The organism is Streptomyces sp. NPDC005722 (assembly GCF_040630935.1).
Lineage (GTDB): Bacteria > Actinomycetota > Actinomycetes > Streptomycetales > Streptomycetaceae > Actinacidiphila.
The window spans coordinates 106,141-132,280 of the sequence record NZ_JBEXYN010000014.1 but is presented as its reverse complement, the minus strand read 5'-3'; the positions used below and the strand labels follow the sequence as shown (position 1 = coordinate 132,280).

Below are 26,140 nucleotides of genomic sequence, written 5' to 3'. Positions count from 1 at the left end.
GGGTCAGCCGCGGCAGGCGGGGCGCCAGCTGCGAGGGTCTATGCGCCCGTCGTACAGGGGGAGTTCGAGGGGGCGGTCGGTGTCGGTGAACTGGGACCACATGCGGTTGAGGCCGGCCGTCCCGTAGGTGCGCACCCGGGTGACGTCGTCGAGGTCCAGGACGTCGGTGAGCGCGGTGGCGGAGCTGTCGGGCGCCTCGGTGCGCACGCGCCCCTCGGGGTCGACGACGAGGCTGCGGCCGGTGCCCTGCGGACCGGCCGTGTTGACGCTGACCACGTAGACCTGGTTGGTGATGGCGTTGGCGCGGGCCAGGACGAGTTCCTGGGCGCGGTCGCCGGTCGTCGTCATGACGGGGTTGACGATGACCTCGGCGCCCATCCAGGCCAGGTGCCGGGCGACCTCGGGGAACCAGGCGTCGTAGCAGATGGAGAAGCCGACGCGGCCGGCCCCGGGGACGTCGAAGACCACGAACCGGTCGCCCGGCGTGTAGGGCTCGCGGGGCCGCCAGGGGAAGACCTTGCGGTAGTGCGCGGCGAGCCGCCCCTCGGGGGAGAAGGCGAGCGCCGTGTTGAACAGCTCGCCGTCCGGGCCGCGTTCGCAGATGCTGCCGGGCAGCAGCCAGACGCCCAGGTCCCCGGCGATCTCGCCGAGCTCCCGTACGAGGCGTCCGTCCAGCGGCTCCGCGGACTCCCGCAGTCGCCGCTCGGCGCCCTCCGGGCCCCCGTCCACGCCGAACAGGTGCAGCTCGGGGAAGGCCATCAGCCGGGTCTGCGGGAAGCGTGCCAGCAGCGTCCCGGCCTCGTCCGCGAAGCCGGAGACCGGCGCCCCCGCCGGGCGCGGCCCGGCCTGGGCGAGGGTCACGGGAAGGGGTCGGGACATGGTTCACCTGCTTCGTTCGAGTGCTGTGGAAATTAGAGCATTCTGATCAGATAAACAAGAGTGCTCAAGGTGAGATGTTTTCCGGTACTACAGTCGGTCCCATGCCCGACACGGAGAAGCGGACCGGCCAGGCCGCGCCCCTCGCCGCCGGCCCGCCGCTGAGCACCCCGGCCCTGGGCGGCATCCGCCGGCTGTCCGCGCTCGACACCGTGCGCGCCCGCATAGCCATGGCCGTCGACCTGGGCCTGCTCGCCCCCGGGGAGCGGCTGCCCGCTGCGGCGGAGATCGCCGCGGCACTGGACGTCGGCGAGATCACGGTGCGCCGGGCCCTGGTGGCGCTGTGCGACGACGGGCTGCTGGAGCGCCGCCGCGGCCGCAACGGCGGCACGCTGGTCGCCCGGCACCCGGCGAAGGGCTCGGTCAGCGCGGTGGGCAGCTACCGCTCGGACACCGACGCGGTGCGCCGGCTGATCGACCACCGGCTGGTGCTGGAGTGCGGCATCGCCCACCTCGCCGCCGGCCACGCCGACGACGCCGCGCTGCGCGAACTGGAGGGCCTGGTCGACCTGATGGACCGGGTGACCAGCTGGGCCGAGTTCCACCGCCACGACGAGGAGTTCCACCTCGCGGTCGCGTCCGCCACCGGGACGCCGTCGGTCGTCGTCCCCTACGCGGCCGTCGTCCGCGAGCTCTACCGCTACTACCTGCCCTACCCGCTCGACGCGCTGCGCGCCTCCAACGCCGAGCACCGCGAGCTGGTCCGCGCCCTGCGCCGCGGTGACCGCGCCGCGGCGGCCGCGGTCGCCGAGGGCCACGTCCGGGTACTGCACCGGACGATGTTCATCGGCCTCCCCGACGCCGTACCCGGACCGGCCACCACCGAGGGCTGAGAGCCGGCCGCGTCGCCAGTACAGTCGAGCCACACGTGCGGCGCCCGCCGCCACAGGGGTGGAGGAGACGTCCGTGGAGGGGCTGGCGCTCGTCACGCTCATGGCCGGTGCGGTGCTGGTCACCGCCGTCGCCCGCCGGCTGGGGGTGTCGCCCCCGCTGCTGCTGGTCGCCGTCGGCCTGTGCGCGTCCTTCGTGCCGGGGATCCCCGCCTACGCCATCGAGCCCGAACTGGTGATGGTGCTGGTCCTGCCCCCGCTGCTGTACTCCTCGGCACGGGAGAGTTCCTACCTGCGCTTCCGGGACAACCTGCGCCCCATCGGGCTGCTGGCCGTGGGGCTGGTGCTGTTCACCACGGTGGTGATCGGCTACGCGGCGTCCTGGCTGGTGCCGGGGCTGCCGCTGGGCTCGGCGCTGGTGCTCGGCGCGGTCCTGTCGCCGCCCGACGCGGTCGCTGCGACCTCCATCGGACGCCGGCTGGGCCTGCCGCGCCGGCTGCTGACCGTGCTCGGCGGCGAGAGCCTGGTGAACGACGCGACCGCGCTCACGGCCTACCGCGTGGCCGTCGCGTCCGTGGCCGGCGCCGGCTACACGCTGCTGCAGGGCGTCGGGGTCTTCCTGATGGCGGCGGTGGGGGGCTCGCTGATCGGTCTGGCGATCGGCTGGCTGGCCCGCCTCGGGCACCGGTTCCTGCCCGGGGACCTGGCCAGCGCGCTCGGGCTGCTCGTGCCGTTCCTCGCCTACCTCGTCGGCGAGGAGGCGCACACGTCGGGAGTGCTGGCCGTGGTCGTGGCCGGGCTCTACCTGGGACACCGCTCCCCCGACACGGAGGCGACCTCCCGGCTGCAGGTGTACGCGGTGTGGAGCGCCCTCGACACCGTGCTGGAGGCCCTCGTCTTCGCGTTGATCGGCCTGCAGGTGCGGGGCATCGTCGACACGGTCGACACGGGCGTGTGGCAACTGGTCGCGGCCGGTGCCGCGCTGACGGCGGTGACCGTCCTGGCGCGCGCCGTGTGGGTCTACCCCGCGACCTACCTGCCACGGCTGATGTTCCCGCGGATCCGGGCCCGCGACCCCTATCCCCCGTGGCAGTACCCGGTCGTCCTCTCCTGGGCGGGCATGCGCGGTGTGGTCTCGCTGGCCGCGGCCTTCGCGCTGCCGGAGACCACCGACAGCGGCGCGCCGTTCCCCGGGCGCGACGAGATCCTGTTCCTGACCTTCTTCGTCACCGTCGGCACGCTGCTGCTGCACGGGATGACGCTGCCCCCGCTCATCCGGCGGCTCGGCATCTGCAACAAGGAGGCGTACGAGGACGCCCTGGCCGAGGCGAACGCCCAGCACAGTGCCGCCCGGGCGGCACTGGCGCGCCTGGAGGAGCTGGCCGGGGACAAGGGCTCCCACCAGGCCGTGCTGGAGACCCTGCGGCAGACCGCGGAGGCCCGCCGCAACGCCGCCTGGGAACGGCTGGGCGGCCCGACCGGCGGGGGCGCCGAGCCGCCGAGCGTGGCCTACCGGCGGCTGCGCCGCGCCATGCTCGACGCCGAGCGGCAGGAGTTCGTGCGCTTCCGCGACGAACGGCTCATCGACGACGAGGTGCTGCGCCACGTCATGCGCGAACTGGACCTGGAGGAGGCGGCGCTGCAGCGCGAATAGCGCCGGACGGAGGGACGGGGCCCCGGCCTCAGCCCATGGACTCGTGGACGAAGCACCAGCGCCAGGTCTCGCCCGGCTGGTAGGAGCGGATCACCGGGTGACCGGTGGCCCCGTAGTGCGCGGTGGCGTGCCGCCCCGGGGAGCTGTCGCAGCATCCGACGTGGCCGCAGCTCAGGCACAGCCGCAGATGGACCCAGTCGCGGTGTCCGGCGGCCAGGCAGTCGGCGCAGCCGTCCTCCGGCGGCGCGGCCGCGACGTCGGCCGGGGCCTGCTCCAGATCGGTACACGCTGCTGTTGTCACGCGGGCCACCTGCGCCTTCTGCGGATCGCTGCTGCCGGACGCCCCAGGCTACGTCAACCCGCTGCCCGGCGCGATCAGCGGCCGGGGCGGGCGCACGCGGGTGCCGCCGGGGGTCAGTCGCGGAGTTCGCCCTCCAGGAGGCCCATGGTGAACATGTCGTACCACCGGCCGTCGCGCCGGAAGACCTGCCGCAGCCGGCCCTCGTCGACGAAGCCGACCTTCCGGTAGACGTGGTGCGCCGCCTCGTTCTCGGTGACGACGGTGAGCGAGATCTTGTGCAGGCGCATCTTCTCGAAGCCGTAGCGGCACATGGCCCGCATGGCGTCGGTGGCGTAGCCGCGGCCCCAGTACTCCTTCTCGCCGATGTAGATGTCGAGTTCGGCGCAGCCGGTCTCGGGCTCGGCGTCACGCAGCCGCACCAGGCCGATGAGCCGGCCGTCCTCCCGCACCTGGATGCCGTGGAGCACGTCGCCGTAGGCGTTGCGGGGCCGCTCCTCCATGCGCTTCCTCACCTGGGCGAGGGGCTGGGCGTAACCGTCGTCCATCCAGCGCATGACCTCGGGGTCGTGGTTCCAGCGCCACAGCGCCTCGGCGTCCGAGGGCTCCATCGGGCGCAGTGTCACCAGTCGTCCGGGCACCATGGGGCGGCCCCCTCCGGGTCGTCGTGATCGTGGTCGTGGAACCCGACAGGGTTAACACCTCCGTCGGGGACCGATCAACCGGATTACCCGCCGCCGGGCGGGCGTTCAGCTCGCCTCGGCCCGTCCTCCGCCCTCCGCGGCGAGCACGCGCTCGACGTCGGCCCACGAGGCCCCGTGCTCGGCCAGGACGTCCGCGACCACGCCGGGGCCGACCGTCAGGGCCAGCAGGATGTGCTCGTCACCGATGTGGCGGTCGCCGCGGGCCACCGCGGACCGCAGGGAACGTTCCAGCACGCCCTTGGCGCCGCGGCCGAACGGCCGCCGACCCGAGGGCCGCCGGCGCCGCGGCCCGGAGCCGGCGGCGAGGGCGCCGGAGCCGTGCGCGTCCTCCACGCGGGCGACGATCTCGGCGACGTCGATGCCGAGTCCGGCCAGCGCCGCGGCATCGGCCCGCGAGACCCCGCCGCGCCGGCGGCTCTCCCCCAGCGCCGCCTCCAGGGCCTCACGGCGCCGGTCGACACCCAGTGCGGCCAGGGCCGCGGAGGCCCGGGTGCCGCGCCGGTCGAGCAGCGACAGCAGCAGGTGGTCCTCGGTGACCGCCGGGTCGGCGGCGCGTTCGGCGTGCCCGACCGCGCCCTCGACGACTTCGCGCGCGCTCTTGGTGAACCTCTCGAACATCCTCAATGCCTCCCGTACTTCTTGTGCACGGCCTGCCTGCTGACGCCGAGTTCGTGGGCGATCTCCTGCCACGACCACCCCTGCGCCCGCGCGCTCCTGACTTGTACGGTCTCCAGCTGCTCCAGCAGCCGCCGCAGCGCGGCGACGGCCCGCAGCCCGACCCTCGGGTCGCGGTCACCCGCCCGCTCGGCGAGATCGGTTGCCTCGGTCATGCCTGTCAATTTACGTTGACAGACACGGACGTGTCAACCCGAGTTGACGACCGGGGCCGCGGGCCGGGCCGCGGATCGGGGTGGCCGGGGCCGGGGTGTCAGGCGCCGCCCTGCGCGGCGGCCCGGCGCTGCCGCTTGCCCAGCGGCGCCTGGGAGAGGTCCTCGGCCTGGGACCTGAGGTTCTTGTGGCCGTACCCGCGCTCGCCCAGCCAGGTCCGGGCCGCCGCCTCGGCGCGTTCGGCGGCCTCCAGGATGTCCTCCTCCGCCTCCCCGGAGTCGAGGAACCGGAAGGTGAAGGCGGGCCGTGCGGCGATGTCGTAGGTGAGGTGGCCCTCGGGGGTGAAGGCGGCGCGCAGGACGTCGTGTTCCGCTGCCTGGGCGAGGAGTTCGGCGCGCTGCTCGGCGGTGAGTCCGTCGAAGACGCCGCGGACGGTGACGCGGAAGGTGCGGGTACTCATGCGCCGACCCTAGACAGCGCGTTCCGTTCCGCTCCACCGCATTTCCCCGGGCCGCCCCGGCCCCGCGCCCACCGGGCAGACGACACCCCGGGGGTGGACGCCAGGGCGCCGCCTCGGTCCGTGGCCGGGTGACCGCATGTCGGCCGCCATGCGCCGACCCCCGAAGGCGCGCGGACCGAGGAGCCGCCCGGGAGCCGGCGACCTCACAGCGCAATACGCCTAGCGGTCCCGGGTCACCGCGAGGAGCGCCATGTCGTCGTCGGTCGGCCCGCCCGCGTGCCGGTGCACGTCCTCGAGCAGCGCGTCCAGCAGTTCGGCCGGACCTCCGCGCCGCACCCCCGCCAGCCGTCCCGCCAGGTCGTAGAAGCGGCCCTTGGCGTCGCGGGCCTCGGTGACGCCGTCGGTGCACAGCAGCAACGTCGAACCCGCGGGGAACGGCACCGTGTCCACCACCGCGTCCGCCTCCCCCAGCCCCTCCACCAGGAGCAGCCCGCTCTCCGACGGATCGGCCGCGCGCACCCGTCCGCCCCGCAGCAGCAGCGGCGCCGGGTGGCCGAGGTTCACCAGCCGGACGTGGTCGCCTCCGTGCGGGAACTCGGCCAGCACCGCGGTGGCGAACCACTCCAGCCGCTCGCCGTCCTCCCGCCGGCCGACCTCCCGCATCAGGGCCCGCAGCATCTGCCGCGCCACGTCCGCGAGGGTCGCCTGCTCGTCGGCCGCCATCCGGAAGCTCCCGAGGACGAGCGTCGCCGCCTCCACGGCGTCCAGGCCCTTGCCCCGCACGTCCCCCACGACGCAACGCAGCCCGTACGGGGTGTCCTGGACCGCGTAGAGGTCCCCGCCGATCTCGGCCTCCTCCTCGGCGGCCACGTAGCGCGCCGCGATCCTCAGGTCGCCGACGCGCGCGGGCGGTTCGGGGAGCACCGCGCGCTGCACGGTCGCGGTGACCGAGCGGGCGGAACGCAACCGGGACTCGCGTGCCTCCAGCAGCCGGTTGATGAACACCGCGACCACGGCGACCAGCGAGACGGTCAGCAGCTCGCTCATCCCGCTCAGCCCCCGCAGCCGCCCGAAGTGGGCCAGGATCCAGGTGTCCGCGGTGATCGCCGCCAGGCCGACCACCATGGTCGCCCGCATCGACAGGAGCGGCGCCGCGAGCACCGGGGCGACGGAGTAGAAGGCGGCGCTCGTGTACATCGTCGGGGTGATGAGGTCCACGCAGAAGCCCCCAACCAGCACCACGACCGGGAGCAGGCGGATGTACCAGGCCACGTCGGCGGCGCCGCCGAAGCCCTCGTCATCGGCCCTCCCCACGCACCCTCCCGGTCTCTCCCGCTGGCGATCCCCTCACGCTCCCCGGCAATCGCCCCCGCGGCCACCTCAGGCCCTCCCCCGGAGTGAACCGGCCCCCCACGGTGCCCCGCCGGGCGCCGGGCCGTGGACCCGTCTGGCCCACGCGGCTTCAGGCCGGGGCCGAAAATGTCGATCATTGCGGCAGGACGCACGGAACTGGTTCCCGACACCGCTGAGGAGTCGCGCCGATGACGACGTGGACGAAGGACGAACTGGACCGCATCGAGCACGCCTGCGAGCTCTCCGTCGCGCCCCGGCGCGACCCCGGCACCCTGGGCCCGCCCACCACCGTCCAGGCGGTCCGCGCCGAGCCCGTGGTGGCCGGCACCGCGCGCGCCGCGACGCTCGAACGCGTCCCGCGCTGAGCGCGGCCGCGCAGCGGAACACGGGACGGACATGACGACCATGGTCATCGTCGGTGCGGGGCGCGGCCTGGGCGCCGCGGTGGCGCGCCAGTTCGGCAGCGACGGCTTCGACGTGGCGCTCGTCGCCCGGGACCAGGACCGTCTGGACACCCTCGCGGCCGCGCTGGACAAGGACGGCGTCAACGCGCAGGGGTTCGCGGCCGACGTCCGCGACCCGCTCGGCCTCGGCGCCGCGCTGGACGCCGCCGCGGCCGCGCTCGGGCCGATCGAGGTGCTGCAGTACAGTCCGGTGCCGCACAGGGACTTCATGAGGCCCCTCCTGGAGACGACCGCCGCCGACTTCGCGGGGCCCCTGGAGTTCTCCCTGTACGGCGCGGTCACCGCCGTCCACGCGGTGCTGCCCGACATGCGCTTCCTGGGACGCGGCACGATCCTCTTCGTCAACGACGGCAGCGCGGTGCGCCCGCTGCCCACCCGCGCGGGGACCTCCGTGGCGTTCGCGGCGGAGAGCGCCTACGCCCGGATGCTGCACGACACGCTGGCCGCCGAGGACATCCACGTCGCGCAGCTGATCGTGCCGGGCGTCATCGCCGCTGGGCATCCCAGGAACGATCCCGCCGTACTGGCGGCCGCCCTGTGGTCGGCGCACCGGGACCGCAGGGGGTTCCGGCACTTCTCGGTCCCGCCGGAAGCAGGAACCTGAAGGAGCGGCGCGGCGTCCCGGAGGCGCGGGAGGGGACGCGGGACGGACGCCGCCCCGAACGGCCGCCGCGGCGGCGAGCCGACTTCGGGGGTGACCGTACGTGAGGTAGACAACCAGCGCGGACACGGACCGTGCGGGTCCGTGGATCGCGCCGCCCCGAGGAGCCAGCCGTGCACCAGGAGTTCTCCGGATCCACCGCCCTCGTCACCGGGGCCACCGCAGGGATCGGGCGGGGGGTCGCGCTGCGGCTGGCGGCGCTGGGCGCCGAGGTCGTCGTCCACGGACGGGACCCGGGGCGCGGTGCGCGGGTCGTGGCGGAGGCGGAGGACGCGGGCGGGCGGGCCCGGTTCGTCGCCGCCGACCTGTCCGACCCCCGTGACGTGCTGCGCCTCGCCGAGGCGGCGTGCGCGGTGGACGTGCTGGTCAACAACGCGGGCGTCTACCGGTTCGCGGGCGCCGCCGACTCCACGGCCGAGATGTTCGACCTCCACATGGCGGTCAACGCCCGGGCGCCCATGCTGCTGGTCGGGGCCCTCGTACCGGCCATGGCCGCGCGGGGCCGCGGTGCGGTCGTCAACCTGAGCACCCTGGCGGCGCGCGTCCCGGCGCGGCGGGGCGCCGTCTACGGGGCGTCCAAAGCGGCGCTGGAGCTGATGACCCGCGTGTGGGCCGACGAGTTCGGGGCGCGCGGGGTGCGGGTGAACGCCGTGGCCTCCGGCCCGGTCCGCACCCCCGGCACGGCGGAGATGGGCGAGGACGCGCTGGCGACCGTCGCGCACGGCACCGTCCTGGACCGGGTGGCCGAGCTCGACGAGATCGTCGAGGCGGTCGTCTTCCTGGCCTCGGACCGCGCCGGCTACATCACCGGCGCCGTCCTCGACGTGTACGGCGGGCAGCGGGCGATCGGCTGACGGCGGGGGCCGCCGGCCCGCCGCACCCGCCCGCGTCCGTGTCCGCGTCCGCGTCCGCTCCGGAGAAACGAAAGGGACCCGCCCCGTGAAGGTGCCGCCGCATCCCGGCCTCGACGGGAACACCGTCTACCTCGACCACAACGCCACCACCCCCGTCGACCCGAGGGTCGTGGAGGCGATGGGCCCCTGCCTCACGACCGGGTTCGGCAACCCCTCCAGTGGGCACACCTGGGCGGCGGAGCCCGCCGCGGCGCTCGCGCGGGCCCGCCGCCTGGTCGCGGCGCTCATCGGGGCGACGGCGGAGGGGATCGTGTTCACCGGGTCCGGGTCCGAGGCGAACAACCTGGCGCTGCGTGGCACGGTGCTCGCCGCCGGTGCCGACCGTCCGCGGGTGATCACCCAGGTCACCGAGCATCCCTCGGTGCTGGAGACGTGCCGCGCGCTGGGGCGGCTGCACGGGGTGCGGGTGACCTGCCTGCCGGTGGACCGGGAGGGCCGTCTGGACCCGGCCGTGCTGGCCGCCGCCCTGACCCCGGACACCGTGCTCGTCTCCGTCATGGCGGCCAACAACGAGACCGGCACGCTGCAGCCCGTGGCGGAACTCGCCCGGCTGGCCCGCGCGCGGGGCGCCCTCTTCCACTGCGACGCCGCCCAGGCCGCCGGGAAGGTCCCGCTGGACGTGGCCGCGCTCGGGGTGGACCTGCTGACGGTGGTGGGGCACAAGATGTACGCCCCGAAGGGGATCGCCGCCCTGTACGTGCGCCCGGGGCTGCGCCTGGAGCCCCTGGTGTACGGGGGCGGGCAGGAGGGCGGGCTGCGGGCCGGCACCGAGAACGTCGCACTCGCCGTGGCCCTGGGGGAGGCCGCCGGGCTGGCGGCCGCGGACCTCGCCGGCGGCGCGGGCGAGCGCACCGCGGCCCTCCGCGACCGGCTGTACGGGGCCCTGACCCGGGCGCTGCCGGGGCGGGTCCACCTCAACGGGTCCGCCCGCCACCGCCTGCCCACCACGCTGAACGTCGCCGTCGACGGCGTCCCCGGCCACGAGCTGCTCGCCGCGGTGCCCCGGATCGCGGCCTCCACCGGTTCCGCCTGCCACAGCGGCAGCCGCGCACCCTCCCCCGTCCTGCGGGCCATGGGCCTGGACGACGACCGCGCCCTGAGCGCCGTACGGCTGTCGGTCGGCCGCTGGACCACCGCGAACGACGTCGACCTGGCGGCCGCGCTGCTCACCTCGGCCGCCCGCGCCCTCGCCGCGCGCTCCGGCTCCCCCGCCTGACCCCGCCTGACCGCGCCGGCCCCGCCTGACCGCGCCCGCCGGGCGCGTCGCCGCCGGACTTGCGGGCCGCCCCCCGCCCGGTAGCGTCGACAGCAGGTGGGACCACCGCACGAAGGAGCAGGCGGATGGGCGTGAAACGGTGGATCGACGCCTGGCCGGTGTACCGGCAGCTCACCGGTACGGACCCGCTGGGCCGGGGCAAGGCCGCGCAGTCGGCCCGCTCGGCCGGGCTCGGGTCCCGTACGGACAGCGCCGACCAGGTGGTCGGCTCGGTGTGCCCCTACTGCGCCGTGGGCTGCGCGCAGCGCGTCTTCGTCAAGGACGGCGAGGTCGTCCAGATCGAGGGCAACCCGGACAGTCCCATCTCGCGCGGCCGCCTGTGCCCCAAGGGCTCGGCCAGCAAGCAGCTCGTCACCGGCCCGCAGCGGGAGCAGCGGGTGCTCTACCGCCCGCCGTACGGCACCGCCTGGCAGGAACTCGACCTGGACACGGCCATGGACATGGTCACCGACCGGGTGCTCGACGCACGGCGCAAGGGCTGGCAGGACACCGACGAGGACGGGCGGCAGCTGCGCCGAACCATGGGCCTGGCCAGTCTGGGCGGGGCGACGCTGGACAACGAGGAGAACTACCTCATCAAGAAGTTGTTCACCGCCCTCGGCGCCCTGCAGATCGAGAACCAGGCGCGTATTTGACACTCCGCCACGGTTCCCGGTCTGGGAGCCTCGTTCGGACGTGGCGGCGCCACGGACTACCAGCAGGACCTGATCAACTCCGACTGCATCGTCATCATGGGCTCCAACATGGCCGAGGCCCATCCGGTCGGGTTCCAGTGGGTCATGGAGGCCAAGGCGCGCGGCGCCAGGGTCATCCACATCGACCCGCGGTTCACGCGGACGAGCGCGCTCGCGGACCAGCACGTCACCATCCGGGCCGGCACCGACATCGCGTTCCTCGGCGGCGTGATCAACCACATCCTCACGCACGGCCTGGACTTCCGGGAGTACGTGGAGGCGTACACCAACGCGCCCTTCCTGCTGAGCGAGCGCTACCAGGACACCGAGGACCTGGACGGGCTGTTCAGCGGCTACGACCCGCACACCGCCGCGTACGACGCGTCGAGCTGGACCTACGCGAGCGTCCCCGTGGAGGAGCGGCCCGGGCACCACCTGAAGGAGGTGTCCGCCCCCTTCCAGCACGGCGCGGGCGGCCCGTTCATCGAGGGGGCCGAGGGCGGGATCGAGTCCGACCCCACACTGGAGCACCCGCGCTGCGTGTTCCAGGTGCTCAAGCGGCACTTCTCCCGCTACACCCCCGAGATGGTGGAGCGGATCTGCGGGGTGCCGCAACCGCTCTTCCTGGAGGTCTGCCGCGCCTGGACGGAGAACTCCGGCCGGGAGCGCACCGCCGCGCTGGTGTACAGCGTCGGATGGACCCAGCACTCGGTGGGCGTCCAGTACATCCGGGCCGCGTCGATCATCCAGCTGCTGCTGGGCAACATCGGCCGCCCGGGCGGCGGGATCTTCGCCCTGCGGGGCCACGCCAGCATCCAGGGCTCCACGGACGTGCCCACCCTCTTCAACCTGCTGCCGGGCTACCTGCCGATGCCCGACATCACCCACGAGGACCTGGCCACCTACCTGGACGGGGTCCGCGGCCGGGGGCAGAAGGGCTTCTGGGGCGCCGCCGACGCGTACACCGTCTCGCTGCTCAAGGAGTACTGGGGCGACGCCGCGACGGCGGAGAACGACTACTGCTTCGACTACCTGCCCCGGATCAACGGCGACCACGGCACCTACCGCACCGTGATGGACATGGTCGACGGCGGCAAGGTCTTCGGCTACTTCCTGCTCGGGCAGAACCCCGCGGTCGGCTCGGCGCACGGCCGGCTGCAGCGCCTGGGCATGGCGAACCTCGACTGGCTGGTCGTGCGCGACCTCACCATGATCGAGAGCGCCACCTTCTGGAAGGACGCGCCGGAGATCGAGACCGGGGAGATCGTCACCGAGGAGTGCCGCACCGAGGTGTTCTTCTTCCCCGCGGCCTCGCACGTGGAGAAGGCGGGCACCTTCACGCAGACGCAGCGCATGCTCCAGTGGCGCGACCAGGCGGTCGAACCGTCCGGGGACCAGCGGTCGGAGCTGTGGTTCTTCCACCGGCTGGGCGTGCTGCTGAAGGAGAAGCTGGCCGGTTCGGCCGACGAGCGCGACCGACCCCTGCTGGACCTGGCCTGGGACTACGAGACGGAGGGCGAGGAGCCTTCCGCGGCGGACGTGCTGCGCCACATCAACGGCATCGACCTGCGCACCGGCCGGACGGTCGACGGCTACCTCGACCTGAAGGCCGACGGCACCACCGCCTGCGGCTGCTGGATCTACAGCGGCGTCTACGCGAACGAGACCAACCAGTCCCGGCGCCGGACCTCCCGCTTCGAGACGGGCCCGTACGACGCCGAATGGGGCTGGACATGGCCCCTCAACCGCAGGGTGCTGTACAACCGCGCCTCCGCCGACCCGCAGGGACGGCCCTGGAGCGAGCGGAAGAAGCTGGTCTGGTGGGACACGGCGGCGGGTGAGTGGACCGGCCGCGACACCCCGGACTTCGAGAAGCACAAGCCGCCGGACTACCGGGCGCCAAGGGGCGCGTCGGGCGTCGAGGCGCTCGACGGCGACGACCCGTTCATCATGATGCGCGACGGGAAGGGCTGGCTGTTCGCCCCGACCGGGCTCGCGGACGGCCCGCTGCCCACGCACTACGAGCCGCACGAGTCGCCGATGCGCAACCTGCTCTACGGCCAGCAGGGCAACCCGGTGCGCAAGGTCTACGGCCGCCCCGACAACCCGTCCAACCCCTCCCCGCCCGAGGCGCACTCCGAGGTGTTCCCCTATGTGTTCACCGCGGCCCGGCTGACCGAGCACCACACGGCGGGCGCGATGAGCCGGCAGCTGCCCTACCTGGCGGAACTCCAGCCGGAGTTGTTCGTGGAGGTCTCGCCGGAGCTGGCGGCCGAGCGGGGGCTGCGCCACCTGGACTGGGCGCATGTGATCACCAGCAGGACCGCGGTCGACGCGCGCGTGATGGTGACCGACCGGATGGCGCCGCTGCGCGTCGACGGACGGGTCGTCCACCAGGTCTGGATGCCGTACCACTGGGGCCAGACCGGGCTCACCAAGGGCGACGTGGTCAACGACCTGATCGGCGTGGTGGCCGACCCGAACGTGTTCATCCAGGAGAGCAAGGTGCTGACCTGCGACGTCCGGCCCGGGCGGCGCCCGCGGGGGCCCGAACTGCTCGCGTACGTCGAGGACTACCGCCGCCGCGCCGGCATCACGACGGAGACCGGCACCCGCATAGCGACGGCCGGCGGCCACGCCGAGCGGGCACACATCGAACCGGACCGGCCGGAGGAGCCGTCATGACGCAGGACAACAGCTTCCACGGGCCGCTCGCGGACCCCGCAGGGAACGCCGGACACAGCGACCACCCGCCGCGGGTGGGCTTCTTCACCGACACCTCCGTGTGCATCGGCTGCAAGGCGTGCGAGGTGGCCTGCAAGGAGTGGAACGCCATCCCGGAGGACGGCATCGACCTGCTGGGCATGTCGTTCGACAACACCGGGATGCTGGGCGCGAGTTCGTGGCGGCACGTCGCCTTCATCGAGCAGCAGCGCCCGCTCGGCCGGCAGGACGCGGGGCTGGCCGACCTGCCCGTCGGCCCGTCCAGCACGGAAGGGACGGCCGAGGTGGTGGCCGACGCCCTGGAGGTCGCCAAGCGGGGCGGCGGCGACCTCGGCACCGCCCCGGTGGACCTGGGCTTCCCCTCCTTCGACCTGCCCGGCGCGGGGACGGGCGCCGAGGCCCGCACCGAGTTCCGCTGGCTGATGTCCTCCGACGTGTGCAAGCACTGCACGCACGCCGGCTGCCTGGACGTGTGCCCCACCGGCGCGCTGTTCCGCACCGAGTTCGGCACGGTCGTCGTCCAGCCCGACATCTGCAACGGCTGCGGCTACTGCGTGTCCGGCTGCCCCTACGGCGTCATCGACCGGCGGCCCGACGACGGCCGGGCGTGGAAGTGCACGATGTGCTACGACCGGCTCCGGGGCGACCTGGAACCGGCCTGCGCCAAGGCCTGCCCCACCGACTCCATCCAGTTCGGCCCCCTCGACGAACTGCGCGAGCGCGCCGACCGGCGCCTGGCGCAGCTGCACGAGGCCGGGGTCACCGAGGCGCAGCTCTACGGCCGCGACCCGGACGACGGGGTGGGCGGGGACGGCGCGTTCTTCCTGCTGCTGGACGACCCGGAGGTGTACGGGCTGCCGCCGGACCCGGTCGTGCCCACCCGCGACCTGGCGTCGATGTGGAAGCACGCAGGCGTGGCGGCGTCGGCGCTGCTGGCGGCCTCGGCCGCGGTGTTCCTCGGCGGGGTGCGGCGGTGACCCGCGACGGGGCCGGGCGCGGTGGCCGGGGCGGCCGCGACGACGACGGGAGCCGCGAGCGCCCCATGGTTCCGAAGGCGACGTTCCGCTCCTACTACGGGCGTCCGGTGCTCAAGCCGCCCGTGTGGGAGTGGAAGATCCCGGCGTACCTGTTCACCGGCGGGCTGTCGGCCGGCGCGGCCCTGCTCGCGGCGGGCGCGGACCTGACGCGGCGGCCCGCGCTGGCCAGGGCGGGCCGGGTCGGCGGCTTCGGCGCCCTGTTGGTGAGCATGTACCTGCTGGTCGCGGACCTCGGACGGCCGGAACGCTTCCTCCACATGCTGCGGGTGGCCAAGCCGAGTTCGCCCATGTCGGTGGGCACCTGGATCCTCGTCGCCTACAGTCCCGGCAGCGCGCTGGCGGCGGCGGCCGAGGTGCTGCCCGCGGGCGTACGCGGCACACTCCCCGGGAGGCTGCTGCGCGTCGCCGCGCGCCCGGCGGGGCTGTCGGCGGCCCTCCTCGCCCCGGGAGTCGCCTCGTACACGGCGACGCTCCTGTCGCAGACGGCGGTCCCGGCGTGGCACGACGCCCGCCGCGAACTGCCCTTCGTCTTCACCGGCTCCGCGGCGGCGAGCGGCGCGGGCCTGGGCATGCTGCTGGCCCCGGTGGCCGAGGCGGGCCCCGCCCGGCGGCTCGGCGTGCTCGGCGCGGCGGCCGAACTCGTCGCGGCGCGGCTCATCGACCGCCGCCCCGGCCTGGTGACCGAGGCCTACACCACCGGCCTCCCGCACCGGCTGCGCCGGGCCTCCGAGTGCCTGACCCTCGGCGGCGCGCTCACCGCGCTGACCCTCGCCCGCCGCAACCGCGCCGCGGCGGCCGTGGGCGGCCTCGCCCTGATGGCGGGCAGCGTGCTGCAACGTTTCGGCACGTTCGAGGCGGGCGTGGTGTCCACGAAGGACCCGGCGTACGTGGTGAAGCCGCAGCGCGAACGCCTCGAGGCACGCGCCGAGGCAGGCGCCGAGGCCGACGGGAGCCCCGGCGGGGGGTGAGCTGCCGGTTAGGTCACACCGCGCGACGCACCCCGGCGCCGGACGTTGGCACGAGGTCAGGCCGCGGCTGTGCCTTGGCCGACCTGGCCGCGTCGACGTCCCGCCGACAGGCGGCCAGGCCCGGTACGGGTCCGCGGTGACGGGGCGTGTCGCGGTGAGCGCCCGGTACGGGGCGTCGGGCTCAGCCTGGGCAGGTACCGCGTCGGCCCGCGCCGATCTCGGCCGCGGTCAGGGCGGCGGCCCTGCGGGCGACCGCGTCCGCGTGCTCGGGGAAGGCGGACCGGCACCCTCGATCGGGTCCCGCCCGGCGAGCAGGTGCCGATGGTGCCCGCGCGGCGCCTCCACCTCGTCGACCTGCCGGGCGAGGAGCCGGCCGATCTCGGGCAGGCCGAGCCCCGGCGTCCGCGGGACGAGGATCTGCTGCGGCCGCAGGAGTCGCGCCTCCCCGTAGGAGCGGAGACCTCCGTTGCCCGCCCTGACGGGCGACAGCAGTCCGGTCTCGTCGTGGTGCCGCGAGGTCCGGGCGACCTGCGCGATCGGCCACTCCATCGCCGCTCCCTCACGACCGCTTCCTCGGGCCGTTCCCTCCGGCCCTGGTCAGGACGGTGGAAGTCGCCGCTGCGGCAACCGCGAGCCCCGGACTCGGCATGCCGGGCCCCCGGGACGCCGCGCCCGGTGTGGCGGGAGCGCCCCCGGGCCGCAGCCGCCGTACCCTGGGCAGCATCCAGGCCAGAGCGAAGGTGCTGCTGATGGACCGCGACCAGACCTCCACCGCTCCCTCCCCGTCCGCCGCCGACGCACGCAGGCACGTGCCCCGCACGGACGCGCTGCTGGCGGATCCCCGGCTCACCGCGGCGGCGCAGCGGCTCGGGCGAACCGTGGTGAAGGAGGCGGTGGCCCGGGTGCAGGAGCGGGCGCGGGCCGGTGAGGTGCCCGTCGACGGGCTCGCCGAACTCGCCGTCGCCGCGCTCCCGGCGACCGCCGCGGGGCTGCGTCCGGTCCTCAACGCCACCGGGGTGCTGCTGCACACCAACCTCGGTCGGGCCCCGCTGTCGCGGGCGGCCCGGGACGCCGTGCTCGCCGCCTCCGGGACCACGGACGTGGAGCTGGACCTGGAGACCGGCGCGCGCTCCCGCAGGGGCCGGTCCGCGCTGGCGGCGCTGCTGCGCCAGGTGCCCGCCGCCGAGGCGGCGCACGTGGTCAACAACGGCGCCGCGGCGCTGGTGCTGGCGGCGACGGCGCTGGCGCGGGGGCGCGAGATCGTCGTCAGCCGCGGTGAGCTGGTGGAGATCGGGGACGGTTTCCGGCTGCCCGACCTGCTGGTCTCGACAGGCGCCCGGCTGCGCGAGGTGGGGACGACCAACCGGACCTCGCCGGAGGACTACGCCGCGGCCGTCGGGCCGGACACCGGGTTCGTCCTGAAGGTGCACCCCTCCAACTTCCGCATCACCGGCTTCACCCGCGAGGTGCCCGTCGCGGAGCTGGCGCGGCTCGGCGTGCCCGTGGTGGCCGACATCGGTTCGGGGCTGCTCGTCCCCGACCCGGTGCTGCCGGACGAACCCGACGCGACCGGGTGGCTGCGCGCGGGGGCCTCCCTGGTCACCGCGAGCGGCGACAAGTTGCTGGGGGGTCCGCAGTGCGGCCTGCTGCTGGGCCGCGGCGACCTGGTGCGGCGGCTCGCCCGGCATCCGCTGGCCCGCGCCCTGCGCGTCGACAAATTGACACTGGCGGCGCTGGAGGCGACCGTACACGGCCCCGAGACCCCGACCCGGGCGGCCCTGCACGCCGACCCCGCACGGCTGCGGCACCGCGCCGGACGCCTCGCCGCCGAACTGCGCGCGCACGGCTTCGACAGCACGGCGTGCGACACGCAGGCGGTCGTCGGCGGCGGCGGGGCGCCCGGCGTCACGCTGCCCAGCGCCGCCGTGTCGCTGCCCGCCGGGTACGCCGCGCTGCTGCGGCGGGCCGATCCTGCGGTGCTGGCCCGCGTGGAGGACGGCCGGTGCCTGCTCGACCTGCGGGCCGTGCCGGAGGAGGCGGACGAGGAGCTGGCGGTGGCCGTGCGCCGGGCCGGCGTCCTGCCGGGGACCGGGGGCTGACGTGTACGTCGTCGCCACCGCGGGCCACGTCGACCACGGCAAGTCGGCGCTGCTGCGCGCCCTGACGGGCATGGAGCCCGACCGGTGGGCGGAGGAACGGCGGCGCGGCATGACGCTCGACCTCGGGTTCGTGTGGACGCGGCTCCCCGGCGCCGGAGACTTCGCCTTCGTGGACGTACCCGGGCACGAGCGCCTGGTGGGCAACATGCTGGCCGGTGTCGGCCCGGTCCCCGCGGTGCTGTTCGTGGTCGCCGCCGACCAGGGCTGGCAGCCGCAGTCCGAGGAGCACCTGGCCGTCCTGGACGCCCTCGGCGTACGGCACGGCGTCCTCGCCGTCTCGCGCTGCGACCTGGCCGACCCCGGCCCGGCGCGCAAGGAGGCGGCGGCCCGCATCGCCGAATCCTCCCTCGGCGAGGTGGAGTGCGTGGCCGTCAGCCCCGTCACGGGCGCCGGCCTCGACGAGCTGCGGGCGGCCCTGGTCCGGCTGGCGGGCACGCTGCCGCCGGCCGATCCGGCGGCGGACGTACGGCTGTGGGTCGACCGCGCCTTCACGGTGCGGGGCCGCGGCACCGTCGTCACCGGGACGCTCGGCGCGGGCACCGTACGGGTCGGCGACCGGCTGCTCCTCGCCCGCGACGGGCGGCCGTTGCGGGTACGGGGGCTGGAGTCCCTGAAGGAGCCGCGGCAGGAGGCCGCCGCGGTGGCCCGGGTGGCGGTCAACGTGACGGGCCCCGGCGCCGGTTCCGTACGGCGCGGCGACGCGCTGCTGACCCCGGACCGCTGGCTGACCACCGACCTCGTCGACGTGCGGCTGCGCGGCGACGCCGCCGGCGACCTGCCCCGCGAGCTCATGCTGCACGCCGGTTCGGCGGCGGTGCCGGTGACGGTCCGTCCGCTCGGCGACGACAGCGCGCGCCTGCGGCTGGCGTCGGCGCTGCCTCTGCGGGTCGCCGACACCGCCCTGTTGCGCGACCCGGGGCGGCACCGCGTCCCGGCGGGACTCACCGTGCTCGACGTGCGTCCGCCCCGGCTGACCCGCCGCGGCGCGGCCGCGGCCCGCGCCGGTGAGCTGAGCTCCCTGCCCGACGTCGCGGACGGTGCGGCGGAACTGCGCCGCCGGGGGCTGGTCCGGCGCACCGAACTGCTCGCCATGGGCGTCCGGCCGCCGGGCGGGGCGGTGGCGGGCGACTGGCTGGCGGACCCGGGCCACTGGGCCGCGCTGCGCGACCGGTTGTGCGAGGCCGTCGAGGAGCACGCCGTACGCAACCCCCTGGAGCCGGGCATGCCCCTGGAGGCGGCCCGCCAAGCCCTCGGCCTGCCGGAACGCGCCCTGGTGGAGGCGCTCGCCGGGTCCGTACCGGGGCTGCGGCAGGGCGACGGACGGCTGTACGGGAGCCACACGCGCCCGACGCTGCCGCCCGGCGCCCGGGCCGGCGTCGAGGCGGTACGGGCCGACCTGGCGCGTACGCCGTTCCGTGCGCCGGAGGCCGAACGGCTGGAGCAGCTCGGGCTGACCCCGAAACTGCTCGCGGCGGCCGAGGCGGCGGGGGCGCTGCTGAGGATCGGCGAGGGCATCGTGCTGCTGCCGGGCGCGGACGCGCGGGCGGCGGCCGTACTGGCGCAACTGGAGCAGCCGTTCACCGCGAGCGAGGCGCGCCGGGCGCTGGACACCACCCGCCGGGTCGTCATCCCGCTCCTGGAGCACCTCGACCGGCAGGGCCGCACCGTACGCCTGGACGGCGCGCTCCGGCGCTGCGCGCGGTCCCCGGGGAGGGCGACGTGACCGGCGCCGGCGTACGGGGGCGGCGGGCCGGCCGGCGGAGACGGACGGGAATCGAACCCGCCTGCCCGAGTTGCTCGGACACCTCGGTTTTGAAGACCGGGAGGGCCACCAGGCACCCTGACGTCTCCCTGCCGTGCCGGATGCCCATGGAACCTCCGGCCCCCACCCAAGTCAACGCGCCACACGGCGGCGTCGCCCGGAGCCGGGCGACCGCCGTGCCGGCGCCCACCGCGGAAGGACCACAGCGACCATGACGGGAACCGGAACCGGCGTCCGGCAGGACAGCGTGCGGCTGACGCAGTACGCCCACGGCGGCGGCTGCGCCTGCAAGATTCCCCCGGGGGAGCTGGAGGAGATGGTGGCCGGGCTGACCCCCGGGAGCCCGGTGGGCCCCCCGGGCGGTGACCTGCTCGTCGGCCTGGACACCGGTGACGACGCGGCCGTCGTCCGGCTGCCCGGCGGGCGAGCGGTGGTGACCACCGCGGACTTCTTCACCCCGGTGGTGGACGACCCCTACGACTGGGGCCGGATCGCCGCCGCCAACGCCCTCTCCGACGTGTACGCGATGGGCGGCACTCCGCTCGTTGCGGTCAACCTGCTGAGCTGGCCGCGGGACCTGCTGCCGCTGGAACTGGCCCGGGAGGTGCTGCGGGGCGGGCTGGACGTCGCCACCCTGGCGGGCTGCGTCGTGGGAGGCGGCCACAGCGTCGACGACCCGGAGCCGAAGTACGGGATGGCCGTCACCGGCACCGCCGACCCGGACCGCCTGCTGCGCAACGACGCGGGACGGGCGGGGGTGCCGCTGTCGCTGACCAAGCCCCTGGGGCTGGGCGTGCTCAACAACCGCCACAAGACGACCGGGGAGGTCTTCCCGCAGGCCGTGGAGACCATGACCACGCTCAACCGGGACGCCGCCGAACGGGCGCTGGCGGCGGGCGCGGTGTGCGCGACCGACGTGACCGGCTTCGGGCTCCTGGGCCACCTGTACAAGCTCGCCCGCGCCTCCGGGGTGAGCGCCGTCGTCCACGCCTCGGCGGTCCCCTACCTCGACGGGGCCAGGGAGGCCGCGGCGGCGGGCCACGTGAGCGGCGGCACCCGCCGCAACCTCGCCTGGGTCGCCCCGCACACCGACTTCGGCGCCGCGGACGAACTGACCCGGCTGCTGCTGGCGGACGCCCAGACGTCGGGGGGCCTGCTGGTGGCCGGTGAGGTGCCGGGCGCGCCGGTCGTCGGGGAGCTGGTCCCGGCCGGCGAGCACCGGCTCGTGGTCCGCTGACGGAGCCGCTGACCGGAGGCCGTGGACCTGAGGCCGTGGACCTGAGGCCGTGGACCTGAGTACGCGAAGTCCGGTCCGCCGGAACAGTGGTTGTTACACTGTTTCTCCGGACTCGCCCATCAGCCCGGAGCACACCGTGACCATCACCCACGCCGACGTACGGGCCGCGGCCGCCCGCATCGCCGGGCACACCCGCCCCGTCACGCTCACCCCCGTGGACCCGGGGGCGTTCGGCGCCGCCGTACAGGGCTGGCTGGCGCTGGAGTCCATGCAGCACACGGGGTCCTTCAAGGCCCGCGGCGCCTTCAACTTCGTGCGGAGCCACGTCGAGCGGGACGCCATGCCCGAGGCGGGCGTGGTCATAGCCTCCGGCGGCAACGGGGGCCTGGCCTGCGCCTGGGCCGCGGCCCGGCACGGCGTGGCCGCCACGGTCTTCGTCCCCGAGACGGCGCCCGCGGTGAAGGTCGCGAAGCTGCGCGAGCTGGGCGCCGCCGTGCGCCAAGCCGGCAGCGAGTACGCCGAGGCCCTGGAGGCCTCGCAGAAGTACGCAGCCGAGAGCGGCGCCCTGGAGTCCCACGCCTACGACCATCCGCTCATCGCCGCCGGGGCGGGGACCCTGATGGAGGAGATCGCAGCGGCGCTCCCCGGTCTGGACACGGTGGTCGTCGCGGTCGGGGGCGGCGGGCTGTTCGCCGGGGTCGCGGCGTCCGCGCTGGAGCACGGGGTGCGGGTCGTGGCGGTCGAGCCCGAGGGCTCGTGCGCGCTGCACGCCGCGGTCGCGGCCGGCGAGGTGGTGGACGTACCCGTGCGGTCCGTCGCGGCCGACTCCCTGGGCGCGCGACGCGCCTCCGGCACGGCCCTGGAGTGGGCGCTCAAGGACGGCGTACGTTCCGTCCTCGTCCCCGACGAGGCGATCGTCGCGGCCCGCCGCACCCTGTGGGACCACCGCCGCCTCGCCGTCGAGCACGGCGCCGCGACGGCGCTCGCCGCCCTCACCTCCGGCGCCCACCGCCCCGCCCCCGGCGAGCGCGTCGCCGTCGTCGTCTGCGGGGCCAACACGGACCCCTCCGACCTGGTCCGCGCCTCCTGAGGACGCGGGGGTGATCGACCGGCCCACGGGAGGTGTTCCGTGGGCCGCCGCCATGACGGACCGGTCGCCGGCGCACGACGCCGTGGAGCAGCGGGACGCGGAGGCCCCGGCCCGGCTGTTGACCCACCGACGGTGCCGATCCGGACGAGGCGGCACATGCGCGCAAGGCGCCCCGCGTACACCTGCCCCGCGGCCGCGGGGCGTCAGCGGGGGGCGGCCGGGAGGTGGTCGGCGCGGGCGGCGTGGATGAGGGCGCGCAGCGCCTCGTAGTAGACCTCGTGGTCGACCAGGACGGGGAGGACCACGTTCATCGCGCCGGTGAGCGTGGGGAAGTCCTCGGGGTCGAGCGCGGCCAGGGCCGTGCGGGCGGAGGCGAGGACCTTCTTCTCGTCGCGGTGGTCGCCGAAGGCGACCGCGCCGAGGGTGAGCAGGTAGAGCCTGCGGTAGACGCGGATGGCCGTGTCCGCGTCCATGCCGGCGGCGATGCTGTGCGCCATCTGCGGCTCGACGAGCCGGCCCAGCATCTGCGGGCCGAGCCAGGAACGCCCGGCGCGCAGCGCCACCAGCCCGGGGTGCCGGCTGAGCAGGCGGTACAGGCCGGTGAAGCGGGTCTCCGTCGCCGCGGCCCAGTCGCCGGCCGGCGGCACCAGGGGGAGCGAGGCGGCGAGGTGGTCGGCGCAGGCGCTCAGCAGCCCGTCGAGGTCGCCGCAGCGGCGGAAGACGGTGGCGTGCGAGACGCCGAGGCGCTGGGCCACGACACGGAAGCTGAGCCCCGCGGGACCGTCCTCGTCGATGACGGAGATCGCCGTCTCCGCGACCGCGTCCAGGGTCGGCTGGTCGGCGGGCGCCTGCTTGCTCTTCACGCGCCACAGCGTATCGAGCGTCGTGTCACACGGTGACGACCTCGAAGGGCACCTTGCCGCGCGGCTCACCGTTGACCTGCAGTTCGAGGGCGTGCCCGCCGGGGTGGAAGACCCGGGTGCTGATCGGCTTGAAGGAGCGCGTGCCGGTGTGCTCGCTCCGCTCCCCCGGCTGGAGGGTGCGGGTCGTCAGCTTGTAGACCTTGGGCGCCGTGCTGCCGTTGGCCTTGCGGTAGTGCACGACGTAGTCGACGACGAGGCGCAGCGGCTCGTCGCCGTGGTTCTCCAGGGTGAAGTCGAAGCGCAGTTCACCACCCACGGTGACGACGGGCGCGGCCACGGAGGGCCCTTCGACGGTCAGCCCGGTCGCGGGCTCGAACCCCAGCAGCGCCAGGGCTCCCCGGTCGCCGCGCTTGACGGCGGTGCGGAGCGCGTGGCGGACGAGCCGGGGGGTGCGGGCGTCGGGCGCGGCCGACCACCGCCGGGCCGTCTCGACGGCCAGGTCCACCCGGGCGTGGCTGATGTCGTTGACGTGGTTGGCGACGGACCTGCGGACGTACTCCGAAGGGTCCTTGTAGAGCTCGCCCAGGATCGGCAGCGTCGCCTCGGGCCGGGCGAGGATCGCCGGTACGCGCACCGCCCACGGCAGGCGGGGGCGGGTCCCTTCGCTGGCCAGGCGGCGCACGTGCTCGTCCGGGTGCGCGGTCCACGCGGTCACGACGGCGAGCGCCCGGTCGAGGTCGGCGTTGAGCAGGCGGCGGATGGCGAACTCGGCGGTCAGGCGCGGCGTCAGCTCCGCCAGCAGGTGGAGCCCGTCCTCGAAGGCGGTGCCCTCGGAGGTGCCGGAGGCGAGGGCGGCCACGGCCTCGGTGACCGGCCAGATCATCCAGCCGGTGAAGCGCGGATCGGGCAGCGCGGCCCGTACGACGGCCTCGAGGCCCGCGGGATCCGCCGGGCCGGAGGCGAGCATCGCGTCCCGCAGGAGGTCGCTGCGCTCGCGCAATGCCAGTCCGTCGAGCGCCGGCAGGGTGTCGCGCACCGCGGCGGCCATCGGTGCCGCGCCGGCGGCGGCCAGGCAGTCGGCCAGTCCGGTGACGGCGGCGGGGCCGAGCAGTTCGTCCGCGGTGGGCACGGGCGTCTTCCTCCGGTTCCTTGTCGGTTCGTGACGGTTCGGGTCGGCGATTGTTCGAGCAGGCTGACCGGCAAACGGTCGAGCACTACGATCGCGGCGACTTCCCCGATCCCATCGCGTCCTGTTTGGTGCGCCAGGTCGCCTTGATCGCTGTGCGGCTCCTGATCGTGAAGTTGATCGACCCGACAGGGCGACAGGTCAATATAACACGGTCTAAAAAGGTGGCTCGTCAGCCGATCCCCATTTTCCCTGCGCGCCGTGAAGCCCCTCGGAGTGGAGTGGATCACCATAGGACTCACTCAATATGCGCCCTTGCGCCCAAGCCGTCAATGCCTCAGACGCCAGACGCCTGTGCTGCGCATTGGGGCTTTTCGCCAGAACGTTCTCCACCAAAGGGGTCAACCTTTCGTGATGCATCGCCAATTCCGGTGACTCCAAAAATCGAACGCCGGCAACAACGGCGGCCCCTACCACTCTCGAATCAGGGTCGTCAAAGTAGGCGGCAACACTCGAAAAAGCCTCCGGGTACATATTCCTTATATCGATGAAATCATGAAACGGCTCGGCCGGTGCACGGTTCCCCCACTCCCGAACGAACTGCTCCCGACCACTATTGACACAGAAGGCCACGTCGGCCAGCCACCTGAGAAGTTTGGCTCGAAGTGGAAATTTCCCCACTTCCCACAGAGGAGCAAGTGCCGCTCGACTCGACCGGCCGCCCAAAAGCGCGGCAACATACCTGAAAGCCGGCACGGTTGCGGAATACACCACCCCATCATTCAGAAGGGCGCTGTAAAGGTGATCGAGAGAACTCGTTACCGCCACAAATTCACCCGACACCAAGTCGCGAAGCTTGGCCGGAGCATCGGGGAAGGCGGAGCCATCGGCATTTTCGAGATAAGCCCACTCGACGAGATCGACAATCGCAGATGGATCCAAATTACCGTCGGCCACTCTCGCGACGATATCATAGCGGCCCGGCCCGTACGTCAGGCTTCTCCGACTTCCCTTCTCGCGGCCGTGGCGGGTGGTCACCATTGAAGCGGCAATTCAAGGGGCAAGATGAGTACGTCGACGGTAGTGGGAATTTCGAGAAATATCCGGAGGTGGAGCCTGACCGCCGGGCCCCGCGGGCCTCAGGCGCGGTCGCGGTCGGCGTAGCGGGCGCGCATGAGCGGGCTCGCGGCGGGGCCGGCCGCGTAGACGAAGGCCTCGCTGTCGTCGAGCCGGCGGCCCGTGGCGGCGTCGACCACGACCGGCTCGACCTCCTCGCCCGTCTCCGCGTCGACGAGGATCATGCTGCGTTCCTGCGGCGTGAGGCGGGCGTTGCCCCACGCGGCGAGGGCCACGACGACCGGGCGCAGTGAGCGTCCGAGGTCGGTGAGCAGGTACTCGTAACGGGTCGGGCCGGTCTGGTAGGGCCGCCGTTCCAGCAGCCCGTCCGCCACCAGGGTCTTGAGCCGGGTGGTGAGCATGCTCGACGAGATGCCGAGGTTCTCCTGGAACTGGTCGAAGCGCGTGTAGCCGTCGAAGGCGTCGTGCAGGATGAGCAGCGTCCACCACTCGCCCACGTGCCCGACGGTCGTCGACAGCGGGCACTCACGGTCTTCCAGCCGGATGCGGCTCACCATGTCGACCACCTCCGCGGGGTTGGTGCCAGGGTCGATGAACGCCGTCGCTTTCATGTTAGCAGCAACCCCGGCACCGCTCCGCCCGCCCGCCCGTCCGCCCGGGGCTCAGACCTCGATCACCAGGCGCTCGATGAGGCCGTCGCGCAGGGTGAACCGGTAGCGCAGGTCGACCGTTCCGCCCGGGAAGTCCCCTTCCAGGTGCTGGACGGCGACGTAGTGGCGCGCGTCGGCCTGCTCGGCGCCGACGAGTTCCGTGGTGTAGGTGTACTCGCTCGCGGCGGTCTCCAGCCATTCGCCGATCGCCGCCGTGCCGTGGCGGGTCGCGCCCTCGTCGGTCACGACCGCGTCGGCGGTGAAGGCCGAGACGGCGGTGGCGCTGTCACGGACGCGGTGGGCGGCCAGGTAACGGGTGATCACCTCGGGGAGGCCGGTGGTGGGGATGGACTGCGGGCCGGTGGTGCTCATGGCGGGTCCTGCCTTTCGGGGTC

General features: G+C 74.3%; 26 protein-coding genes and 1 tRNA gene. 13 read left to right on the top strand and 14 right to left on the bottom strand.

From position 1 onward, the window contains the following. Positions 1–3: 3 nt before the first annotated feature. A complete protein-coding gene (locus tag ABZ479_RS18610; protein WP_500462577.1) occupies positions 4–879 on the bottom strand; it encodes a carbon-nitrogen hydrolase family protein in 876 nt (291 codons plus the stop codon). 101 nt (positions 880–980) lie between these two features. Between ABZ479_RS18610 and ABZ479_RS18605 the strand changes: the two genes are divergently transcribed. Both ABZ479_RS18605 and ABZ479_RS18600 read left to right on the top strand, forming a co-directional pair. Further along, on the top strand, positions 981–1,769 hold the full coding sequence (locus tag ABZ479_RS18605) for a FadR/GntR family transcriptional regulator (protein ID WP_500462576.1): 789 nt from the start codon (positions 981–983) through the stop codon (positions 1,767–1,769). A gap of 73 nt (positions 1,770–1,842) precedes the next feature. Further along, complete coding sequence (locus ABZ479_RS18600; protein WP_500462575.1) at positions 1,843–3,420, top strand: Na+/H+ antiporter; 1,578 nt, start codon at positions 1,843–1,845, stop codon at positions 3,418–3,420. Positions 3,421–3,448: 28 nt separating this feature from the next. Here ABZ479_RS18600 and ABZ479_RS18595 read toward each other — a convergent pair whose 3' ends face one another. From ABZ479_RS18595 to ABZ479_RS18570, 6 genes are all read right to left on the bottom strand, one after another. Beyond that, positions 3,449–3,697 (bottom strand): UBP-type zinc finger domain-containing protein, encoded by a 249-nt coding sequence (locus tag ABZ479_RS18595; RefSeq protein ID WP_499608540.1) that lies wholly within the window; start codon positions 3,695–3,697, stop codon positions 3,449–3,451. A 137-nt stretch (positions 3,698–3,834) separates the two neighbouring features. After that, complete coding sequence (locus tag ABZ479_RS18590) at positions 3,835–4,362, bottom strand: GNAT family N-acetyltransferase (protein WP_500462574.1); 528 nt, start codon at positions 4,360–4,362, stop codon at positions 3,835–3,837. 105 nt (positions 4,363–4,467) lie between these two features. Further along, complete coding sequence (locus ABZ479_RS18585) at positions 4,468–5,040, bottom strand: Clp protease N-terminal domain-containing protein (protein WP_500462573.1); 573 nt, start codon at positions 5,038–5,040, stop codon at positions 4,468–4,470. 2 nt (positions 5,041–5,042) lie between these two features. Further along, entirely contained in the window at positions 5,043–5,252 is a 210-nt protein-coding gene (locus ABZ479_RS18580) for an HTH domain-containing protein (RefSeq protein ID WP_018557908.1), read from the bottom strand. A 98-nt stretch (positions 5,253–5,350) separates the two neighbouring features. Next, a complete protein-coding gene (locus ABZ479_RS18575) occupies positions 5,351–5,710 on the bottom strand; it encodes a DUF6204 family protein (RefSeq protein WP_500462572.1) in 360 nt (119 codons plus the stop codon). Between the two features lie 219 nt (positions 5,711–5,929). Continuing rightward, positions 5,930–7,024, bottom strand: a complete 1,095-nt coding sequence (locus tag ABZ479_RS18570) for a PP2C family protein-serine/threonine phosphatase (RefSeq protein WP_500462571.1) — start codon at positions 7,022–7,024, stop codon at positions 5,930–5,932. Between the two features lie 227 nt (positions 7,025–7,251). Between ABZ479_RS18570 and ABZ479_RS18565 the strand changes: the two genes are divergently transcribed. From ABZ479_RS18565 to nrfD, 7 genes are all read left to right on the top strand, one after another. After that, positions 7,252–7,428 (top strand): hypothetical protein, encoded by a 177-nt coding sequence (locus tag ABZ479_RS18565; protein ID WP_500462570.1) that lies wholly within the window; start codon positions 7,252–7,254, stop codon positions 7,426–7,428. 31 nt (positions 7,429–7,459) lie between these two features. Continuing rightward, positions 7,460–8,131, top strand: coding sequence for an SDR family NAD(P)-dependent oxidoreductase (locus tag ABZ479_RS18560; protein WP_500462569.1), 672 nt, complete (start codon positions 7,460–7,462; stop codon positions 8,129–8,131). Positions 8,132–8,301: 170 nt separating this feature from the next. Next, positions 8,302–9,042 carry an SDR family NAD(P)-dependent oxidoreductase gene (locus tag ABZ479_RS18555; protein WP_500462568.1) on the top strand — a complete coding sequence of 247 codons (741 nt, stop codon included), beginning with the start codon at positions 8,302–8,304 and terminating at the stop codon, positions 9,040–9,042. An 85-nt stretch (positions 9,043–9,127) separates the two neighbouring features. Next, positions 9,128–10,318: a cysteine desulfurase family protein gene (locus ABZ479_RS18550; protein ID WP_500462567.1), complete on the top strand. Its 1,191-nt coding sequence runs from the start codon at positions 9,128–9,130 to the stop codon at positions 10,316–10,318. A 125-nt stretch (positions 10,319–10,443) separates the two neighbouring features. Beyond that, entirely contained in the window at positions 10,444–13,737 is a 3,294-nt protein-coding gene (fdh, locus tag ABZ479_RS18545) for a formate dehydrogenase (protein ID WP_500462566.1), read from the top strand. Next, positions 13,734–14,753 carry a 4Fe-4S dicluster domain-containing protein gene (locus ABZ479_RS18540; RefSeq protein ID WP_500462565.1) on the top strand — a complete coding sequence of 340 codons (1,020 nt, stop codon included), beginning with the start codon at positions 13,734–13,736 and terminating at the stop codon, positions 14,751–14,753. Before fdh ends, ABZ479_RS18540 begins: the two co-directional genes overlap by 4 nt. After that, positions 14,750–15,781: an NrfD/PsrC family molybdoenzyme membrane anchor subunit gene (nrfD, locus tag ABZ479_RS18535; RefSeq protein ID WP_500462564.1), complete on the top strand. Its 1,032-nt coding sequence runs from the start codon at positions 14,750–14,752 to the stop codon at positions 15,779–15,781. The genes ABZ479_RS18540 and nrfD overlap by 4 nt, the downstream gene beginning before the upstream one ends. Before the next feature lie 228 nt (positions 15,782–16,009). On the opposite strand, the gene ABZ479_RS18530 is transcribed toward nrfD, so the two are convergent. After that, a complete protein-coding gene (locus tag ABZ479_RS18530) occupies positions 16,010–16,330 on the bottom strand; it encodes a MerR family transcriptional regulator (protein ID WP_500462563.1) in 321 nt (106 codons plus the stop codon). Between the two features lie 200 nt (positions 16,331–16,530). Between ABZ479_RS18530 and selA the strand changes: the two genes are divergently transcribed. Then, positions 16,531–17,880, top strand: a complete 1,350-nt coding sequence (selA, locus tag ABZ479_RS18525; protein WP_500462621.1) for an L-seryl-tRNA(Sec) selenium transferase — start codon at positions 16,531–16,533, stop codon at positions 17,878–17,880. Between the two features lies 1 nt (position 17,881). Further along, positions 17,882–19,663, top strand: a complete 1,782-nt coding sequence (locus ABZ479_RS18520; protein WP_500462562.1) for a SelB domain-containing protein — start codon at positions 17,882–17,884, stop codon at positions 19,661–19,663. Between the two features lie 35 nt (positions 19,664–19,698). On the opposite strand, the gene ABZ479_RS18515 is transcribed toward ABZ479_RS18520, so the two are convergent. Next, positions 19,699–19,791 (bottom strand) — tRNA-Sec (locus tag ABZ479_RS18515). 122 nt (positions 19,792–19,913) lie between these two features. Here ABZ479_RS18515 and selD point away from each other — a divergent pair. Both selD and ABZ479_RS18505 read left to right on the top strand, forming a co-directional pair. Then, positions 19,914–20,939: a selenide, water dikinase SelD gene (gene selD / locus ABZ479_RS18510; protein ID WP_500462561.1), complete on the top strand. Its 1,026-nt coding sequence runs from the start codon at positions 19,914–19,916 to the stop codon at positions 20,937–20,939. A gap of 136 nt (positions 20,940–21,075) precedes the next feature. Next, complete coding sequence (locus ABZ479_RS18505; protein ID WP_500462560.1) at positions 21,076–22,029, top strand: threonine/serine dehydratase; 954 nt, start codon at positions 21,076–21,078, stop codon at positions 22,027–22,029. A gap of 203 nt (positions 22,030–22,232) precedes the next feature. On the opposite strand, the gene ABZ479_RS18500 is transcribed toward ABZ479_RS18505, so the two are convergent. The 5 genes from ABZ479_RS18500 to ABZ479_RS18480 form a co-directional block, all read right to left on the bottom strand. Beyond that, positions 22,233–22,892, bottom strand: a complete 660-nt coding sequence (locus ABZ479_RS18500) for a TetR/AcrR family transcriptional regulator (protein WP_500462559.1) — start codon at positions 22,890–22,892, stop codon at positions 22,233–22,235. A 25-nt stretch (positions 22,893–22,917) separates the two neighbouring features. Further along, positions 22,918–24,021, bottom strand: coding sequence for a DNA alkylation repair protein (locus ABZ479_RS18495; RefSeq protein WP_500462558.1), 1,104 nt, complete (start codon positions 24,019–24,021; stop codon positions 22,918–22,920). A gap of 213 nt (positions 24,022–24,234) precedes the next feature. Then, positions 24,235–24,975, bottom strand: coding sequence for a hypothetical protein (locus tag ABZ479_RS18490; RefSeq protein ID WP_500462557.1), 741 nt, complete (start codon positions 24,973–24,975; stop codon positions 24,235–24,237). Positions 24,976–25,157: 182 nt separating this feature from the next. After that, positions 25,158–25,652 carry a winged helix-turn-helix transcriptional regulator gene (locus ABZ479_RS18485; RefSeq protein ID WP_500462620.1) on the bottom strand — a complete coding sequence of 165 codons (495 nt, stop codon included), beginning with the start codon at positions 25,650–25,652 and terminating at the stop codon, positions 25,158–25,160. A 105-nt stretch (positions 25,653–25,757) separates the two neighbouring features. Beyond that, on the bottom strand, positions 25,758–26,117 hold the full coding sequence (locus ABZ479_RS18480; RefSeq protein WP_500462556.1) for a nuclear transport factor 2 family protein: 360 nt from the start codon (positions 26,115–26,117) through the stop codon (positions 25,758–25,760). Positions 26,118–26,140 lie beyond the last annotated feature (23 nt).